This window comes from Bacillus sp. L381 (assembly GCF_030284525.1).
GTDB classification, from domain to species: Bacteria; Bacillota; Bacilli; order Bacillales; family Bacillaceae; genus Bacillus; species Bacillus amyloliquefaciens.
In genome coordinates this window covers 2,744,657-2,760,974 of sequence record NZ_CP127224.1, presented here as the reverse complement: position 1 = coordinate 2,760,974, position 16,318 = coordinate 2,744,657, and the positions used below count along the sequence as shown (strand labels likewise).

General features: G+C 48.0%; 16 protein-coding genes. 10 read left to right on the top strand and 6 right to left on the bottom strand.

The annotated features are described in order from the left end of the window. The first annotated feature begins 59 nt into the window (after nucleotides 1-59). Entirely contained in the window at nucleotides 60-242 is a 183-nt protein-coding gene (locus tag QRX25_RS14045) for a sporulation protein Cse60 (protein ID WP_013353238.1), read from the top strand. A gap of 34 nt (nucleotides 243-276) precedes the next feature. On the opposite strand, the gene opuD is transcribed toward QRX25_RS14045, so the two are convergent. Together opuD and QRX25_RS14035 are read right to left on the bottom strand one after the other, a co-directional pair. After that, a complete protein-coding gene (gene opuD / locus QRX25_RS14040) occupies nucleotides 277-1,815 on the bottom strand; it encodes a glycine betaine transporter OpuD (protein WP_065982112.1) in 1,539 nt (512 codons plus the stop codon). A gap of 179 nt (nucleotides 1,816-1,994) precedes the next feature. Further along, complete coding sequence (locus QRX25_RS14035) at nucleotides 1,995-3,260, bottom strand: BaiN/RdsA family NAD(P)/FAD-dependent oxidoreductase (RefSeq protein WP_212098753.1); 1,266 nt, start codon at nucleotides 3,258-3,260, stop codon at nucleotides 1,995-1,997. 208 nt (nucleotides 3,261-3,468) lie between these two features. On the opposite strand from QRX25_RS14035, the gene murJ reads away from it, so the two are divergent. Both murJ and QRX25_RS14025 read left to right on the top strand, forming a co-directional pair. Continuing rightward, nucleotides 3,469-5,106, top strand: coding sequence for a lipid II flippase MurJ (gene murJ / locus QRX25_RS14030; RefSeq protein WP_065982110.1), 1,638 nt, complete (start codon nucleotides 3,469-3,471; stop codon nucleotides 5,104-5,106). Nucleotides 5,107-5,162: 56 nt separating this feature from the next. After that, nucleotides 5,163-5,882: a pseudouridine synthase gene (locus QRX25_RS14025; RefSeq protein ID WP_115997773.1), complete on the top strand. Its 720-nt coding sequence runs from the start codon at nucleotides 5,163-5,165 to the stop codon at nucleotides 5,880-5,882. A 128-nt stretch (nucleotides 5,883-6,010) separates the two neighbouring features. On the opposite strand, the gene QRX25_RS14020 is transcribed toward QRX25_RS14025, so the two are convergent. Further along, nucleotides 6,011-6,232, bottom strand: a complete 222-nt coding sequence (locus QRX25_RS14020; protein WP_003152337.1) for a DeoR family transcriptional regulator — start codon at nucleotides 6,230-6,232, stop codon at nucleotides 6,011-6,013. Between the two features lie 280 nt (nucleotides 6,233-6,512). On the opposite strand from QRX25_RS14020, the gene QRX25_RS14015 reads away from it, so the two are divergent. Together QRX25_RS14015 and QRX25_RS14010 are read left to right on the top strand one after the other, a co-directional pair. Next, nucleotides 6,513-7,217 (top strand): ABC transporter ATP-binding protein, encoded by a 705-nt coding sequence (locus QRX25_RS14015; RefSeq protein ID WP_212098750.1) that lies wholly within the window; start codon nucleotides 6,513-6,515, stop codon nucleotides 7,215-7,217. Then, nucleotides 7,214-8,374, top strand: coding sequence for an ABC transporter permease (locus QRX25_RS14010; protein ID WP_065982107.1), 1,161 nt, complete (start codon nucleotides 7,214-7,216; stop codon nucleotides 8,372-8,374). The genes QRX25_RS14015 and QRX25_RS14010 overlap by 4 nt, the downstream gene beginning before the upstream one ends. A 34-nt stretch (nucleotides 8,375-8,408) precedes the next feature. Here the strand turns inward: QRX25_RS14010 and QRX25_RS14005 are convergent, their stop codons facing one another. Further along, nucleotides 8,409-9,713, bottom strand: coding sequence for an NCS2 family permease (locus tag QRX25_RS14005; RefSeq protein ID WP_013353231.1), 1,305 nt, complete (start codon nucleotides 9,711-9,713; stop codon nucleotides 8,409-8,411). Between the two features lie 95 nt (nucleotides 9,714-9,808). Here QRX25_RS14005 and pepV point away from each other — a divergent pair, with 95 nt between their 5' ends. After that, the gene (gene pepV, locus QRX25_RS14000) at nucleotides 9,809-11,200 is read left to right on the top strand and encodes a dipeptidase PepV (RefSeq protein ID WP_212098747.1); all 1,392 of its coding nucleotides are present in this window, start codon (nucleotides 9,809-9,811) and stop codon (nucleotides 11,198-11,200) included. A gap of 36 nt (nucleotides 11,201-11,236) precedes the next feature. On the opposite strand, the gene cysK is transcribed toward pepV, so the two are convergent. Beyond that, the gene (gene cysK, locus QRX25_RS13995; RefSeq protein WP_115997769.1) at nucleotides 11,237-12,220 is read right to left on the bottom strand and encodes a cysteine synthase A; all 984 of its coding nucleotides are present in this window, start codon (nucleotides 12,218-12,220) and stop codon (nucleotides 11,237-11,239) included. Nucleotides 12,221-12,295: 75 nt separating this feature from the next. On the opposite strand from cysK, the gene thpR reads away from it, so the two are divergent. The 4 genes from thpR to QRX25_RS13975 all read left to right on the top strand — a co-directional run bounded on the left by thpR (nucleotide 12,296) and on the right by QRX25_RS13975 (nucleotide 15,857). Next, entirely contained in the window at nucleotides 12,296-12,847 is a 552-nt protein-coding gene (thpR, locus tag QRX25_RS13990) for an RNA 2',3'-cyclic phosphodiesterase (protein WP_115997768.1), read from the top strand. A 26-nt stretch (nucleotides 12,848-12,873) separates the two neighbouring features. Then, nucleotides 12,874-13,806 (top strand): hypothetical protein, encoded by a 933-nt coding sequence (locus QRX25_RS13985; RefSeq protein WP_212098745.1) that lies wholly within the window; start codon nucleotides 12,874-12,876, stop codon nucleotides 13,804-13,806. Nucleotides 13,807-13,858: 52 nt separating this feature from the next. Then, a complete protein-coding gene (locus tag QRX25_RS13980; protein WP_212098742.1) occupies nucleotides 13,859-14,788 on the top strand; it encodes a YegS/Rv2252/BmrU family lipid kinase in 930 nt (309 codons plus the stop codon). A gap of 271 nt (nucleotides 14,789-15,059) precedes the next feature. Next, a complete protein-coding gene (locus QRX25_RS13975) occupies nucleotides 15,060-15,857 on the top strand; it encodes a phosphotransferase family protein (protein WP_013353225.1) in 798 nt (265 codons plus the stop codon). Here the strand turns inward: QRX25_RS13975 and QRX25_RS13970 are convergent, their stop codons facing one another. Next, nucleotides 15,858-16,136 carry a YtzH-like family protein gene (locus QRX25_RS13970; protein WP_013353224.1) on the bottom strand — a complete coding sequence of 93 codons (279 nt, stop codon included), beginning with the start codon at nucleotides 16,134-16,136 and terminating at the stop codon, nucleotides 15,858-15,860. It lies immediately after the preceding gene. Nucleotides 16,137-16,318: the final 182 nt, after the last annotated feature.

Here is a 16,318-nt window from a genome sequence, read left to right as displayed (position 1 = left end):
TTTTCTCTATCATATTTCAGTTGAATCGGAATAAATTGATAGAGAAAGGAGAGGGTGACATGCTGAAGATAGCTGTTTTTGATGAGGAGCATGAAAAGGATCTGCAGACTGAAGTCAATTCATTTTTAAAAGGAATTTCCGAAGAACAGCTCGTTGATATTAAATATACGGTAGCGGCTGCCTGTGATCCTGAAGGGGAGCAGCTTTATTGTTTTTCCGCTCTCATTTTATACCGAAAGTAAAGAAGCCCGGGCGAATGCCGGGCTTCGTTGTGTATTATGCTTTTTTGACGCGGGGACTTCTCGGCTTTTGGTATTTCTCCGCTTGTTTGATTCCTTTTCTTTCGCTCACTAATGATTTGTACAGAGACACGATCATCAGAAGGATCACGACTGAAAACGGAACCGCAGCGAGAATGGCCGTGTTTTGCAGTGCGGCCAGACCCCCGGAATATAATAAAACCGCTGCTACGGCAGACTGGATGATGCCCCAAGTGATTTTTACCCGATTTGACGGGTCCAATGAGCCGTAAGACGTTTGCATTCCAAGCACAAATGTCGCTGAATCTGCTGATGTAATAAAGAATACAGCGATCAGAACAAGCGTTAATACGGATGTCACCATTGTGAGCGGATAGTGGCTGAGTGCGCCGAACAGCATCGTATCCGTTGACATTCCGGCGACATTGAAAACGCCTTTTTGCTGAAGATCCATCGCGGATACACCGAAGATTGCAAACCATAAGAAAGCCAATATACAAGGTGTCACTAACACACCGATTAAAAATTCCCGGATGGTCCGGCCTCTTGAAACCCGGGCGATAAATATGCCGACAAACGGTGACCAGGAAATCCACCAGGCCCAATAGAAAATGGTCCAGCTGTTAATCCATTCGCGTTTTTGGGGATCATTCGGTGACAAGCGAAAGCTCATCTGCACGATATTTTGGATGTATTGGCCGATAGAATCGGTAAATGAGTTCATAATCAGCACAGTCGGACCTGCAATGAGCATAAAGATCATTAAAATACCCGCGAGCACCATGTTTGTATTGCTTAAGTATTTAATTCCTTTGCCGATTCCGCTCCACGCAGAAATTAAGAAAAGCACGGTCACGACAACGATCAGTATCAGCTGAACGGAAAATGTCTTCGGAATGCCGAATAAATAATTCAGGCCGCCGTTGATCTGAGTCGCTCCGAGACCCAAGCTTGTCGCCACACCGACAACGGTAGCAAACACGGCGATACAGTCAATTACCTTGCCGATCGGCCCGTTTACTTTATCGCCTAAAAGCGGTGTCAGTGTGCTGCTGATTAAACCGGGCGCGTCTTTTCTGAATTGAAAATATGCGATACATAAAGCGACGACCGCATAGATGGCCCAAGCGTGCAGCCCCCAGTGGAAAAACGTGTACCGGAGCGCATCACGAAAAGCTTGGGGCGTTTCTGTTTCACCTGAGGGAGAGCTGATGGCGTAATGGCTGATCGGTTCCGCAGCCCCGTAAAATACCAAACCGATTCCCATGCCCGCGCTGAAAAGCATGGCAAACCATGATAATAACCCGAATTCCGGTTTTTCCCCGGGTTTTCCGAGTTTTATGTTGCCGATCGGACTCACAATGAGAAAGAGACAGAAACCGACAAATATAGAAACGACCAGGAGATAATACCAGCCGAAAGAATCTGTAATAAAATTTTGCGCTGTTTCAGTGACTTGCTGCAGGCTGTTCGGAGAGATGACACCCCATAAAACCGCAGCGGCTGTGATAACGATCACAATCCAAAAAACACTGGAGATATTCTTCTTCTTCAAACGTTCTCACCCTCTGACTATTTTTTCAATACGCCATTTTGTTTTAGTATGGTCGTACGATTGCAGATCATTCCTTTCTTCCTATTCCCTCAATCAGGTGAAACAAAACGCAGAAAACTCTATCATGTTTTTGATCAATTATCAATGGGGAGGCTCAGGTAAATGTGCTTTACACCATTTTACAGCGAGTGTGAGAAACGTCCTGCATTCAAGCCGGCGAGACGCCCAGTGACAAGGGCTGAGGTGATATTGTAGCCTCCCGTGTAGCCGTGAATATCGAGGATTTCTCCGCAAAAATATAAGCCTTCCATTTTTTTAGACGCCATTTGTTTCGGTTCAATCTCTTTTACGGAAACACCGCCGCCTGTGACAAACGCTTTGTCCAGAGAAAGCGTTCCGTCAGCTGCAACCGTAAATTGTTTGCAGTCTTTGACAAACGCCCTGAATTGATCCTTCGGCAGCTCCGTAAAGCTGATCTGCGGATCAAGACCGTTCCGTTCCAGAAGGAAAAGCAGGTACCGTTCCTGCATCCACGGCTTCAGCGCATTTTTGAGCGCTTTTTTCGGTGCGTCTTTCAGCTCCTTATGCATCCGCTGAAATAAATCTTCCTCGTTGATGCCGGGGAACAGGTCGATGCGGAGTTTGACCTCGGGCTGCTTTTTCAGTTCTTTGACGACAAACTGGCTGCAGCGGAGAATGGCGGGGCCTGACAAGCCGAAATGGGTAAACAGCATGTCCATCACATGTGTGACGATAGGTTTGCCTTTTTTATTCAGGACGCTGACGGCCGTGTTTCTAAGGGACAGCCCCTGAAGTGTTTTTTGTTTAATATACGGCTCTGACGACGTAACCGGCACTTCTGTCGGAAAGAGTTCCGTCACGGTGTGGCCGGCCGCTTCCGCCCATGCATAGCCGTCTCCGGTGCTGCCGGTGTGGGGGACTGATTTTCCGCCGACGGCGATAATGACGGCGCCGGCGGAAATGTGTTCGTCATTGTTTGTCGTAATGCCCGCAGCCCTGCCGTTCTCGTACCGCACTTCTTTGATTTTTTCATTTGTGCGGATGGTGACATTCAGTTCTTTTAAACGGTTCAAAAGCGCATCGACAACGCTTTGCGCTTTGTCTGTCACTGGGAACATGCGCCCGTGGTCTTCTTCTTTCAGCTGAATCCCGAGTTTCTCAAAAAAGGCGATGATATCTTCATTGTTAAATTCGGAAAACGCGCTGTATAAGAAGCGGCCGTTGCCGGGGATGTGTTTGATGATTTCTTCAACGGGGAGGCGGTTGGTTACGTTGCAGCGCCCGCCGCCGGAAATCGCCAGCTTCCGCCCCAGCTTGTTTCCTTTATCAATTAATAAGACATCTGCCCCTTCTTCGCCTGCGGCAATCGCAGCCATTAAACCGGACGGGCCGCCGCCGATCACAATCACGTCATAATGTTTCATATTTCATCAACAACTTTCTTTTTCGCGTAATAATAGGCGGAAATGTCCGCTTCCTGCTATTATAGCGAAAGTAGGGGATTCCTTAAACGTATTTTGTTTTTTTAAGAGCTTTCCCAAGAAGTTTTCCGCTGTAATTATTACCGTCTATTTGCCCAGTTGTGTTAAAATAGAAAAGTTGAATCTTCGTAGAAAATGGTGATGAGGAAACATGTCAAGCAAATTGTTAAGGGGCACGTTCGTGCTGACGCTCGGCACCTATATATCGCGGATTTTAGGGATGATTTATCTGATCCCGTTCGGAGCGATGGTCGGAGCGACGGGCGGAGCTTTGTTTCAATACGGATATAATCAATATACACTGTTTTTAAACATTGCCACGATGGGATTTCCCGCCGCGGTTTCAAAATTTGTCTCGAAATATAATTCCAAAGGAGACTATGAAACGAGCAGGCGGATGCTGAGAGCGGGAATGTCGGTTATGCTCGTTACCGGGATGATCGCTTTTTCGATTCTTTATATTTCGGCGCCGTTTTTTGCGGAAACATCTCTCGGCGGCACGAGTAATAACGGACTTACGATTGACCACGTCGTTTATGTCATCCGGATGGTCAGTCTGGCACTTTTGGTTGTGCCGATTATGAGTCTTGTGCGCGGTTTTTTCCAAGGCCATCAGATGATGGGGCCGACAGCCGTTTCTCAGGTTGTGGAACAGCTTGCCCGGATCATCTTTTTATTGGGCGCGACGTATTTGATTTTAAGAGTGATTAACGGCGGCCTTGTCATCGCAGTCGGATATGCGACTTTCGCAGCGCTGATCGGATCATTCGGAGGGCTTGTCGTCCTTTATATTTACTGGAATAAGCGGAAGGGCGATCTTCTGGCGATGAAGCCAAACCTTGTCCCGTCCGCAAACTTAAGCTATAAAAAAATGTTCATTGAGCTTTTCAGCTATGCCGCTCCTTACGTTTTTGTCGGCCTGGCGATTCCTTTGTATTCTTATATCGATACGAATACGTTTAATAAAGCGATGATTGCGGCGGGCTATAAGGACATCAGCCAGGACATGCTGGCAATTGTCACTCTTTATGTGCCGAAACTTGTGATGATTCCGGTTTCACTGGCGACCGCATTCGGTCTGACACTGATTCCGACGATTACCGAATCGTTTACGAGCAGGAATTATAAGCTTTTGAACCAGCAGATTAACCAGACGATGCAGATCATTCTGTTTTTGGTTATTCCCGCCGTTGTCGGGATGTCCGTGTTATCGGGGCCGGCCTATACGTTCTTTTACGGCTCTGAAAGCCTTCGCCCGGATATCGGACAGGATATTTTATTCTGGTACGCGCCTGTCGCGATTTTGTTTTCTCTGTTCACCGTAAACGCCGCGATTCTGCAAGGGATTAATAAGCAGAAATTTGCTGTCGTGAGTCTTTTCATCGGCGTCATTATAAAAGTGGTGCTGAACGTGCCGCTGATCAAGCTGTTTCAGGGAGACGGGGCCATATTGGCAACGGCGCTCGGTTATATCGCTTCTCTTCTGTACGGTTTTATCATGATTAAGCGCCATGCGGGCTATTCGTATACAGTGCTTATGAAACGGGTCATTTTAATTGCGGTCTTATCCGTCGTGATGGGAGTTGCGGTCAAGCTGACTCAATGGCTGCTCGGCTTTTTCGTCACGTACCAAAGCGGCCAGCTGCATGCGGCGATTGTCGTCTTTGTCTGCGCTGCTGTCGGCGGTGCGGTGTACATGTTTGCCGCGTACCGAATCGGATTTTTGCAGAAAATGTTTGGAAACCGTCTGCCCCGCGTTTTGAGAAGAGGCAGGCATTCCGCCCATTGAGGAATAATGAATAGTCCGCTTATCGCGGGCTTTTCTTTTTAAAGGAGAGGATCATGATGAGACTTGATAAGCTGCTTGCCAACAGCGGATTCGGCTCAAGAAAAGATGTGAAAAAAATCGTCAAGGCAGGGGCTGTCATGATTGACGGAGAGCCGGCGAAAGATGTGAAAACCCATGTCGATCCCGATAAACAGGACATAACGGTATACGGAGAGCCGGCAGACTACCGCGAATTTATTTATGTCATGATGAATAAGCCGCAAGGAGTGCTGTCCGCTACAGAAGACAGCCGCCAGCAAACGGTGGTTGATCTGCTGACGCCTGAAGAACAGCGGTTCGAACCGTTTCCGGCGGGACGTCTTGATAAGGATACGGAAGGCTTTTTGCTTTTGACTAACGACGGGCAGCTCGCTCATCGCCTGCTTTCGCCGAAAAAGCATGTACCCAAAACATACGAGGTTCGGTTAACATCACCTCTGTCTCCGGAAGACATCATCGATCTGGAAAGAGGCGTTGTGATTGAAGGAGGCTATAAGACGAAGCCGGCAGCTGTTAAAACCATTACCGAAGGTCCGGATGAAACGGTCATTCATTTGACCATTACAGAAGGCAAGTATCATCAGGTGAAGCTGATGGCAAAGGCCGTCGGAAATGAAGTGGCTTATTTAAAGCGGCTTTCGATGGGAGCTGTTTCTCTTGACCCGGAGCTTAAGCCGGGAGAATTTCGCGAGCTGACTGAAGAAGAGCTCGCAGCGCTGAAAGACGCTGAAGTGTAATCGAAATCAGAAAAACCCAAAACAGATTTGTTTTGGGTTTTTTATATAGAGGAACAAAAAGCAAGGCAAAGACGCTGCCTTTGCCTTGCAGCATGTCAGGCCGAAAAGGGCCCTATGTAATTGTTCGCTTAAGATGTAATTTTCACTTTTTTTCGTGTTGTCTCCCACTTGCCTCGGCTAGGACTATGAACAAGATCATTGTATGCTAACACATTTAAGTCTCGCTGAATGGTTCTAGGTGTAATGCCGAATTCATCAACCAGTTCCTGTGTTGTCACAAGGCCTTTCTCTTGGATGAACATGTAAACTGATTTAATCCGAGTCAGCATACGATTTGTTGAAGGTTTCAAAAAACCACTCCCTATCATAAGATCGGATGGACTTGATATACCACAACTCACGACTCTAAAACTTCGTACGAATAAGCAACAAAGGCAGACATTCTGTTTTTTCTCTTTTAACTGCCTCCATTATACACGATATGGAGGACACGAATCTAGGAATAAGCGCAGATAATTTTTTCCAATTGGGTGCCGCCTTGGTGCATTACTATGCCTGGCCCGCTTTTATTATTATGGAAACTGAAACTTTTTTTATACATGTCCGTATGAAAATGGGGGAGTGAGAAGCTTGGGAGACTTATTGAATGCAAATATCGTCTTTGCCGGTTATGCCGACAGGCCGAAGGTGATTTCAAATGTATCTTTGTCAGTCGGCACGGGAGAAATTGCCGGGTTAATCGGGGCGAACGGCGCGGGAAAAAGTACAGTGATAAAGGCGATTCTCGGGCTGTCCCGGGATATGGAAGGGTGTATTGAGTGGAATGATTCATCTTATGCTTACATACCGGAGCGGCCGAGTTTTTATGATGAACTGACGCTCTGGGAGCATCTCGAGCTGACTGGGTCATTACGGGGCATAGAAAGCGGAGCATGGCGTGAGCGGGCCGAGCGGCTGCTTGATGAATTTTCATTGACGGCGGTAAAACATGAATTGCCTTCCGGTTTTTCAAAAGGGATGCAGCAAAAGCTGATGCTCATACAGGCGTTTTTGGCGAAACCGGATATTTATATCATTGATGAACCGTTTATCGGACTTGACCCGATCTCAACGAAGCTGTTTACCGACATGCTGATTGCTGAGAAAGAACGGGGCGCGGGTATTTTGATGTGCACCCATGTTCTGGATACAGCCGAAAAAATCTGCGACCGGTTTTATTTGCTGGATCAAGGCGCTCTGCTGCTTCAAGGCGCGTTAGAAGAGCTTCAGGAAAGAACAGGGGGCCGTTCATTGTTGGATTGCTTTTATTCAGCGGTTCGGGGCAGTCAGCGATGACCGGGCGGGCTTTGTTTTTTCAAAGGATGTTTCATTATTGGCGGTATCAATGGAAGGTGTTCCGGACGGTCATTGATTGGACGGTCGCGCTCTATATCGTTCTTCCGGCTGCCGCATTCGTCGTTTACCAGTACGCAGAATGGCTGAACGGGAGGGGGCTCCTTGATGGGGCGGCCGGCGTATTGGGCTGGGACTGGCTGTATGTATTCAGTGTCCTGCTATTGTGCACGGGGTTTATTCATACCTTTTTGCTGGAAGCGGATCACGTGTTTTTGGTGCATGCAAAACATTTGATGCAAAAGCTGAAACGGTACGCGCTCTTGTATTCGATGTTCTTATCTTTCATCAAATGGGGAGTGCTTGCGGTGCTGTTATTTCCCTTATGGCGCCAGTACGGTGACTGTACTTTTTCGGCATATTCAGGTATGTTTTGCTGTCTGTTCGGGTTCCATACCGCGATATTAGCGGTGCACCGGCAAAGAAAAAACAGCAGGCAGACATTCGGGAATCAGACGTCAGGCTGGCTGAAAGTGATTGTTCTGATGGCGGTCGCGTTTTTTATGATCCGTTTTGCCGCCGAGTGGTACTGGCTTTGGCCGGCAGGCTGTATATTGTTCATCTGCTCTGTTTTTTTTACTTGGAAAGAGGCGGATTCTTTATCAGCTTTTGAGGAAGAAGTGCTTGAGGAGAATAAGCGCAAGCTTTCATTTGCGGCCTCTGTTTTGATGCTCAGCCATGATGTGCAGCTGCCGAATGTGAAAAATAAAGGGCGGAGCAAGCCGTTTTTTTATCCCGGCTCAAAGCATATCTTTTCAAAACGGTCGGCGTATACGGCGTGGAAAGAATTGTTTTTTAAAGTGCTGATCCGTAATGGCGGGTATCTCCGGCAGCTTTACCTTTTAACCGCAGCTTTTACGGCTCTTATTCTCGTTCTTCCGCTTTTGCTGAAGCCGGCCGCCCTCATTTTATTTATGCTAGTCAGCCGGTACGCCGCTTCGCTTTTATTTGACAGGATTACGGACAAACCGGTTTTAAGCGGAATTAAGAGAGAGAGTGATGACTATTTTCGGGCGAGAAACAGCGCAATAACTCTCATTCAAGTTATCTGTTCCGCCTGGTGCCTCATTGCCGCGATTCTTTCCGCCCTTTATAAGTGAAAAATCCCTCTCCGAAAAAGGAAAGGGATTTTTCTTAATGCCCGTTTAAAATAAAAAGCTGAATAAAAAACAGCACGGCAAAGATGATGACTAAAGGATGAATTTCGCGCCATTTTTTCTTAGCGAGCTTCACAAGCGGGTATGAAATGAACCCGAGTGCGATTCCGGTTGAAATACTGGACGTTAAAGGCATCGCCAAAATGACGAGAAATGCCGGGAACGCTTCATCAAGTTCATTCCAGCGGATATTCGACACCGCCCCCATCATCAGGCTGCCGACAATAATCAGAGCCGGTGACGTAATCGCGGACACTTCCGATAAGACGCTGACAAGCGGGCTGAAAAACATGGAAACAGCAAACATAACGGCAATCGTCAGCGCCGTCAGACCCGTTCTTCCGCCGGCGGCCACCCCTGCTGAAGATTCAACGAACGCGGTTGTCGGGCTGGTGCCGAAGATGCTTCCGACTGTCGTAGCGGTCGAATCAGCCAAAAGCGCTCTTCTGGCATTCGGAAGCTGATTGTTTTTGATCAATCCCGCTTGTTCGGCGACACCGATCATAGTGCCGGTCGTGTCAAAAATCGTAACGAGAAGAAAAGAAAACACAACGGCATACAGACCGTGATGTACGACATCCCCGAGGGCTCCGAACGGATTAGTTATCAACAGCCCCTCCGGCAGGTGCGGGAATGAAAGGAAGCCTTTTGTAAAATGGATCTGGCCGGTCAAGAAGGCAATGACGGCAGTCAGCGCCATGCCGATGAACAGAGCGCCGTTTACATTCAGCACCATCAGTACAATACTGATGATAAGCCCGATAAGCGTTAAAATGACGGCGGGCGAATGAAGATCGCCGAGTGCGACTAAATTAGATTTGTCAGCTGTGATAATTCCGGATTGGCGTAAGCCGATAAAAGCGATAAATAAGCCGATGCCGGTCGTAATTCCGTATTTTAAATTGCCCGGAATTGCTTCTATTAGTTGTTTTCTTAAAGGCGTTAACGATAAAATAATAAAGATGACTCCCGCGATAAATACGGCGCTGAAAGCTGTCTGATACGTAATTCCGCTGCCTGCGCCGACGACATGAAAGGCGAGATACGCGTTTAAGCCCATGCCCGGGGCAATGGCGATCGGAAAATTCGCAGCGAGAGCCATCCATAAAGTTCCGACAATGGAAGCGATAATCGTCGCGGTGAACACCTGGTCAAACGGAATCCCCGCATTTGAAAGGATCACCGGATTGACGACAATGATATACACCATTGTAAAGAAAGTGGTCAATCCCGCGGTAATTTCTCTTTTTATTGTCGTTTGATGCTTGTCGAGATGAAACATAAGTACCTCCAATGACGAACATTTTTTCAAAACATCATCTATATTATTCGTTCTATCAACATTTTGCAAGTCTTTATCAAGAAAGGGGATTTGTGATGAACTGGGAAGTGGAAGTGATCAGAAACAAAGAAGATCTGATTCGTGACACGCAGAAGTTTCTGCAAATCAACAGCGTAATGGACGAATCAACAGCCGGTCCCGGCCGGCCGTTTGGGGAAGGCGTAAATGACTGCCTGAATTCACTGTTGGAATTTGGTGAAAAAGAAGGCTTCACCGTAAAAAATCTTGACGGCTATGCGGGCCATATTGAGTGGGGGACGGGGGACGAAATCGTCGGTGTTTTGTGCCACGTCGACGTCGTTCCTCCCGGAGACGGCTGGACGAGCGATCCGTTTTCAGCCGACATCAGGGATGGCCGGATATATGCCAGAGGCGCCATTGATGATAAAGGGCCGACAATGGCGGCGTTTTACGCGCTGAAAATCGTCAAAGACATGCAGCTGCCTTTATCCAAACGCGTGAGAATCATCATCGGAACGGATGAAGAGAGTGATTGGAGATGTGTGGACCACTACTTCAAACATGAAAAAATGCCTGATGTCGGATTTGCCCCTGACGCAGATTTTCCGATCATTAACGCAGAAAAAGGAATTATAGACGCATCACTGCGCATTGCAAAAAGCGCTTCTGACAAAGATGCAACAAACGGGCTTCTGTCATTCCGTTCAGGACTGCGCTTGAACATGGTGCCTGATGCGGCTGAAGCGGTCATTGAAGGGACCGGCCTTGATGCCGTTCACACGTATTTCAGCAACTGGCTGGAAGAGACCAAAACACAAGGTAAAGCGGTTTCAGAAAACGGAAAACTGACGCTTCGGGTGTACGGGAAATCATGCCACGCAATGGAACCGGATAATGGCGTAAATGCCGGCTTAAAGCTTGCTGAATGCCTTGTCGGAGCGGAACTGGATGAAGCCGGAAAGCAATTTGTCAAAACTGTCAGTGACTATTTTTCTAATGATACACGAGGCAAAAAGCTGAAAATTGATTGCAGGGATGACATCAGCGGAGAGCTTACATTGAATGTCGGCACCTTTACATACAATAAGGGTGAGGAAGGGGAACTCGGCATCAACATTCGTTACCCTGTCACTTCAGACAGCAAAGTCATCCGTGATGCCTTTATGTCTGCTGAAGAATTCCGGCTTGAAGAATTTAAAGACAGCAAACCGCACCACGTATCTGCCGATCATCCGCTCGTAAAGACGCTTCAGAACGTATACGAAGGGCAGACGGGAAAGAAAGCGGATCTGATTTCAATCGGCGGAGGAACGTACGCGAGATCCCTTTCGGCTGGCGTCGCATTCGGGCCGCTGTTTCCCGGCAGGCCTGACAGCGCGCATCAAAAGGATGAGTACTTTGAGATTGATGACCTTCTCCGGTCAACCGCCTTATACGCTCAAGCCATTTATGAGCTTGCCAAGTGATAACAAAAGGGACGCCGAAAGCGGCATCCCTTTTTATCATTCAAATGACCATAAATCCGTTGATAAATAACGTTCTCCCGTATCGGCCGTCATACAGATGACGATCTGCTCGGAAGGGAGGCGTTTTGCGGTTTCAATGGCGGCGAAGCAGGCGGCGCCTGAAGACGGTCCGACGAGTATTCCTTCTTCTCGGGCCAGACGCCGGGTTGTCATATACGCATCTTCATCAGAAATTTTCATGATTTCATCGTAAACGTCCTGATTTAATATGTCTGGAATAAACCCGGGGCTTGTCCCGACAAGCTTATGGGCGCCGGGTTTTCCGCCTGATAATACGGGGGAACCCGCCGGCTCGGCGACATGGACGGTCAAATCCGGGAAAAGCTCTTTCAGTGTTTCTCCGGTTCCGGTAATGGTTCCGCCCGTCCCCGCCGTTGCCACAAAAGCACCGAGCGGTTTGTTGAGCTGCAAAACGGCCTGATAGATTTCAATGGCGGTCGTTTTCCGATGGGCATCGGGGTTTGCGCTGTTATCGAATTGCATCGGGATAAAACTTCCGGGGATCTGTTCGGCAAGTTCTTTCGCTTTTTTAATGCTGCCGGGCATTCTTTCCGCCCCCGGTGTTAACACAACCTCCGCGCCGTACGCTTTCAGCAGGTTGATGCGTTCTTTCGTCATCGTGTCAGGCATGACGAGGATTGCCCTGTAGCCGCGCGCCGCCGCGTTCATCGCCAGACCGATGCCTGTATTGCCGCTTGTCGGTTCAATGATGACAGAGCCGGGTTTTAGATGTCCGCTTTTTTCCGCTTCAATGATCATATTGTAAGCCGCTCTGTCTTTAACACTGCCGCTCGGGTTAAAAGATTCTAATTTTAAATAGACCTGTGCTGCATTTTCCGGCTGAAGGCGATTGAGCTTTACGATCGGTGTGCTGCCGATCAGTTCCGCCGTGCTGTTTACTATTTTCAAGGCCGGCTCATCCTTTCTGTATAAAACTTTCAGTACATAATATCCTATCATAATAAGCGGACAGGGTTCTCCTCTCCGCTTATCCGTTTTATAATAACACCATAACCAAAGATGGGAGATCCTCGCATGAAAGTTTCATTGCCGCATTATTTTATCGGCATTCCGATTCCGGCTGACATTGCTGAACCGATTTGGGAAGCAGCCAGAAAGGAGCCGGCGTTAACATTCAAAAAATGGGTGCATCCGCATGATTATCATATTACACTCATTTTTCTCGGAGCCGCGGATGAAGACCGGCTTGCGAAACTATCGGCTCTGCTCGCAGATGCTGCGTCGGCAGCACAGCCGTTTACCGTACAGTTTCAGCATCTGGACGTTTTCGGCGACCGCAGACAGCCAAGAGTGCTTCACCTTGAACCAGAACGCAATCAACTGCTCTTTGATTTGCGGGAAAAAACAAAACAGGCTGCTTTGAAAGCCGGTTTTCAAGTGGAAAAACGGCCGTATCATCCTCACATGACGATGGCGAGGAAGTGGGCGGGAGACCGGCCGTTTCCGGAAGATGTGCCGTTTGAAAGCGGCAGGGTGCAAAGTGCCGTCAGCCGGTTTTCCTTGTTTCAGACCCACCTTGACAGGTCGCCTAAATACGAAGAAATCGCACAGTTTCAATTGACATAAACAAATATTCGGAGTGGGGAAATCACATGGCACAAATCATCAAAATTCATGACTGCATATCAAGATATGAGCTTGATCCATATCACTATATGAACCAGTTTATCCGGCTGAAGAAGGAACGCTGGGAGACCCTTCTTGAAGAGTTTGACCGGAAAAAAGAAGAAAAAACAACAGAAACGGCTGCCGGCGGTGAAACCGATCAAGCGCCGGCCCGAAAAAAATTTTTCTTAAAAAAGAGAAAAGAAGAAAATCCGGCCGATATAAATGAAAAGAGGCACCAATGGTTTGATGAGCCGGAGGAAGATGAGGCGCTGTTCGGGAATCTTCCGTCTCAAAAGTCTGAGCTCGCATCTTTTTTCAAAGCCCAGCTGTATGACTTTCAATTAAAATGGGCGAGCTCCACGCTTTCTCAAAAGTCTGAGCTTTCGCAGGAAGTCAAGCGGGACGGGATGTTAAGAATGCTGGCTCAAAAGCTGCCCGATTCCTATTTTGTGATGTATCATCCGGTTCTTCAAATTCAGCAGGCGTCCGTCGAATTGAGCATCGTCATCATCTCCCCGCTGGAGATTTTCTGCGCTGCTTTTATGGAAGCTGAAGAAGACAGCGTATATATCGGATCAAAACATCGTTTCTGGGAAGAAAGGGGTTCCGGCAGCACCCGCCAAGTATTAAATCCGTCTCTCAGCCTGAATCGGACGGGTTCAGTCGTTTCGCAAATCATGAAAGAAAAGCAGGCCGACATTCCCGTCAGGAAGCTTTTGTTCAGCAGAACGTCTTATATTGATTATCCGGAGCCGCCGTACGGGCTGGATATAGCTGATAAACGGACTGCCGCAGAGTGGCTGGAAAAGCAGCAGAAAAATACGGCGCCGATCAAGCACCACCAGCTGAGGGCGGCGAAGGCTCTTTTGTCTTACGGCTTGAGTCAATCAAGCAGAAGACAGGAATGGCTTGATTAAAACGGACGTTTGCCGGCTGTCTCTTCATCTATGAAGCAGGTGAAAACAAACGATGAGTCAATGGTTTTTTATAATTAATCCGGTCTCAGGAGGCGGGCGGGGCCAGCGTGTCTGGAAATCGGTTCAAAAAGAGCTGACCAGGCGCGGGGTCAGCCACCGCTCCTTTTTGACCGGGCATCCCGGACATGCGGAGGTGCTGGCGAGACAGATTTCAACGATGCAGGATCATAAGCTTAAGCGGCTGTTTGTTATCGGCGGGGACGGCACGATGCATGAAGTCATTAACGGGCTGAAAGGAATGGATCAGATTGAGCTGACCTTTGTGCCTGCCGGTTCGTACAATGACTTTTCCAGAGGGCTCGGCATTAAGAAGTCGGCGCTTCTCCATGAAATCAAAGGTCTGCACCGCCCGCTCACACGGAAATTTTTTGCGGGAAACATCAACTTTTTTCATGACAAAGCACAATCTCTTTATTTTATTAACCATCTGTCTGTCGGCTTCGATGCCTCGGTCTTGAAGGCGGCCGCGGAGTTTCCGTTTTCGCGCGTTCTTCGGTTTCTGCGTCTCGGCTTTGTGATTTACCCGCTTTCGCATATACGTACGGCCTCGGGGTTTCAGCCGTTCAGATTTGCTTGCACCGCAGACGGCCAAAGGCATGAATTCCGCAATGTCTGGTTTGTCATTGCGGCTAATCATCCTTATTACGGAGGCGGTATGAAAGCGGCGCCTTCTGCAAATCCCCGCGAAAACCATTTTGATATTGTCATTGCAGAAAACCTGACCTTTTTTCCGCTGTACCGTTTTCTATGGGCGATGAGCTTTGGCCGGCATACCAAAATGGACGGAGTGACGATTTTAAAGGGGAAGGAATTCATTTTTGAAACAGATGGGAAAATTCCGTTTCACGCTGACGGCGAGCTTGTCGGAACGACGCCGTTTCGGCTTATGCCGGGCGGAGCGCCGTTAAAAATAAAAACATAATAAACAAATAAAACCCGTCAAATCTATCTCGGCAAAGAGCGGTTCGCGACATAAATCTTCAGAATTCACAGGTGTTCTTGCTAGTTTTGCTTGACGAAGTTTGTGCTGTAGCGCTAAAATTTATAAGACGGCTATTGATTAGCATATGAGACTCTCAATAGCTGTCTTTTTTATTCTCAAGAAATTGTTTATGACAGGCTGCTCCGCCAAAAAGAGAAAGGCTGGAGGCCTATTCTAAAATATTTTAAGAAATGATGGGTTGAACATTGATATGAACTGGTTGGGACAATTACTAGGTAGCGATTGGGAGATCTTCCCCGCCGGAGGAGCTACAGGAGATGCATATTATGCGAAACATAACGGCCAACAGCTTTTTTTAAAACGTAATAGCTCACCCTTTTTAGCCGTGTTATCCGCCGAAGGCATTGTTCCGAAGCTGGTTTGGACGAAACGGATGGAAAACGGAGACGTTATTACGGCTCAGCATTGGATGGCGGGCAGAGAGCTGAAGCCGAAGGATATGAGCGGACGCCCGGTGGCTGAGCTGCTTCGCAAAATCCACACATCCAAAGCCTTGCTTGACATGCTGAAAAGATTGGGAAAAGAACCGCTCGATCCGGGCGCCCTTTTGTCGCAGCTGAAGCAGGCCGTCTTTGCCGTGCGGCAATTTTCGCCTCTTATCCAGGAAGGCCTTGCTTATTTGGAAGCGCATGTGGATCAGGTTCAATTCGGTGAAAAAGTCGTCTGCCATTGTGATGTGAATCATAATAACTGGCTTCTGTCTGAAGACAACCAGCTGTATTTAATAGATTGGGACGGCGCCATGATAGCCGATCCGGCCATGGATCTCGGCCCTTTATTGTATCATTACGTCGAAGAGCCAGCGTGGGACAGCTGGCTTGGAATGTACGGCATGAAGCTCACGGAAGGGCTGCGGCTGCGGATGGCGTGGTACATGTTATCAGAGACCCTCACCTTCATTGCCTGGCACAAATCAAAAGGAAACGACAAAGCGTATCATGATGCCATGGAAGAGCTTCATGCCCTGATGAAGCGGATTGTCAAGTAGTCAGGAGTACGAATTCATCTGTTCCACCCATTGGGACAAATGGTTTTGGTGCTCCTGAATATGCGTGTCGATGGAATCGGCCGTGATGCCGGACTGGCTGTAGCGGTATACATCCTCGAGCACGTTTTTTATATTTGAATCAAGCCCGGTGTTGGCCATCAGTGATTTGATGACGCGCTCGAGCTGTTCATATTCGGCAACGGTCCCGCAGCAATCCAATTGATGGTCGGCCAATATGTCCTTTAATAACCGGACCTGATGTTCGCTTGTTAAGCCCATGATTCATATACACATCCTTTCTGTGTCATACATTGTGCAAAGCGGTGCGGTTTTATGCATCACATGAGTGTTCCGGACCGGGGAGCCTCTTTTTTTATGCAGCCGGAGCCTTTAAAAGGCGCTTGCGGCTCTTTTTGTTTCATGGTATGTTGTTACTCGAAATTATAGATAGAGGTGTCAAT

Coding starts and splice junctions, on each gene's coding strand:
- QRX25_RS14045 (WP_013353238.1), top strand. CDS start 60: ATGCTGAAGATAGCTGTTTTTGATGAGGAGCATGAAAAGGATCTGCAG.
- QRX25_RS14035 (WP_212098753.1), bottom strand. CDS start 3,260: ATGAAACATTATGACGTGATTGTGATCGGCGGCGGCCCGTCCGGTTTA.
- murJ (WP_065982110.1), top strand. CDS start 3,469: ATGTCAAGCAAATTGTTAAGGGGCACGTTCGTGCTGACGCTCGGCACC.
- QRX25_RS14025 (WP_115997773.1), top strand. CDS start 5,163: ATGAGACTTGATAAGCTGCTTGCCAACAGCGGATTCGGCTCAAGAAAA.
- QRX25_RS14010 (WP_065982107.1), top strand. CDS start 7,214: ATGACCGGGCGGGCTTTGTTTTTTCAAAGGATGTTTCATTATTGGCGG.
- QRX25_RS14005 (WP_013353231.1), bottom strand. CDS start 9,713: ATGTTTCATCTCGACAAGCATCAAACGACAATAAAAAGAGAAATTACC.
- pepV (WP_212098747.1), top strand. CDS start 9,809: ATGAACTGGGAAGTGGAAGTGATCAGAAACAAAGAAGATCTGATTCGT.
- cysK (WP_115997769.1), bottom strand. CDS start 12,220: ATGATAGGATATTATGTACTGAAAGTTTTATACAGAAAGGATGAGCCG.
- thpR (WP_115997768.1), top strand. CDS start 12,296: ATGAAAGTTTCATTGCCGCATTATTTTATCGGCATTCCGATTCCGGCT.
- QRX25_RS13985 (WP_212098745.1), top strand. CDS start 12,874: ATGGCACAAATCATCAAAATTCATGACTGCATATCAAGATATGAGCTT.
- QRX25_RS13980 (WP_212098742.1), top strand. CDS start 13,859: ATGAGTCAATGGTTTTTTATAATTAATCCGGTCTCAGGAGGCGGGCGG.
- QRX25_RS13975 (WP_013353225.1), top strand. CDS start 15,060: ATGAACTGGTTGGGACAATTACTAGGTAGCGATTGGGAGATCTTCCCC.
- QRX25_RS13970 (WP_013353224.1), bottom strand. CDS start 16,136: ATGGGCTTAACAAGCGAACATCAGGTCCGGTTATTAAAGGACATATTG.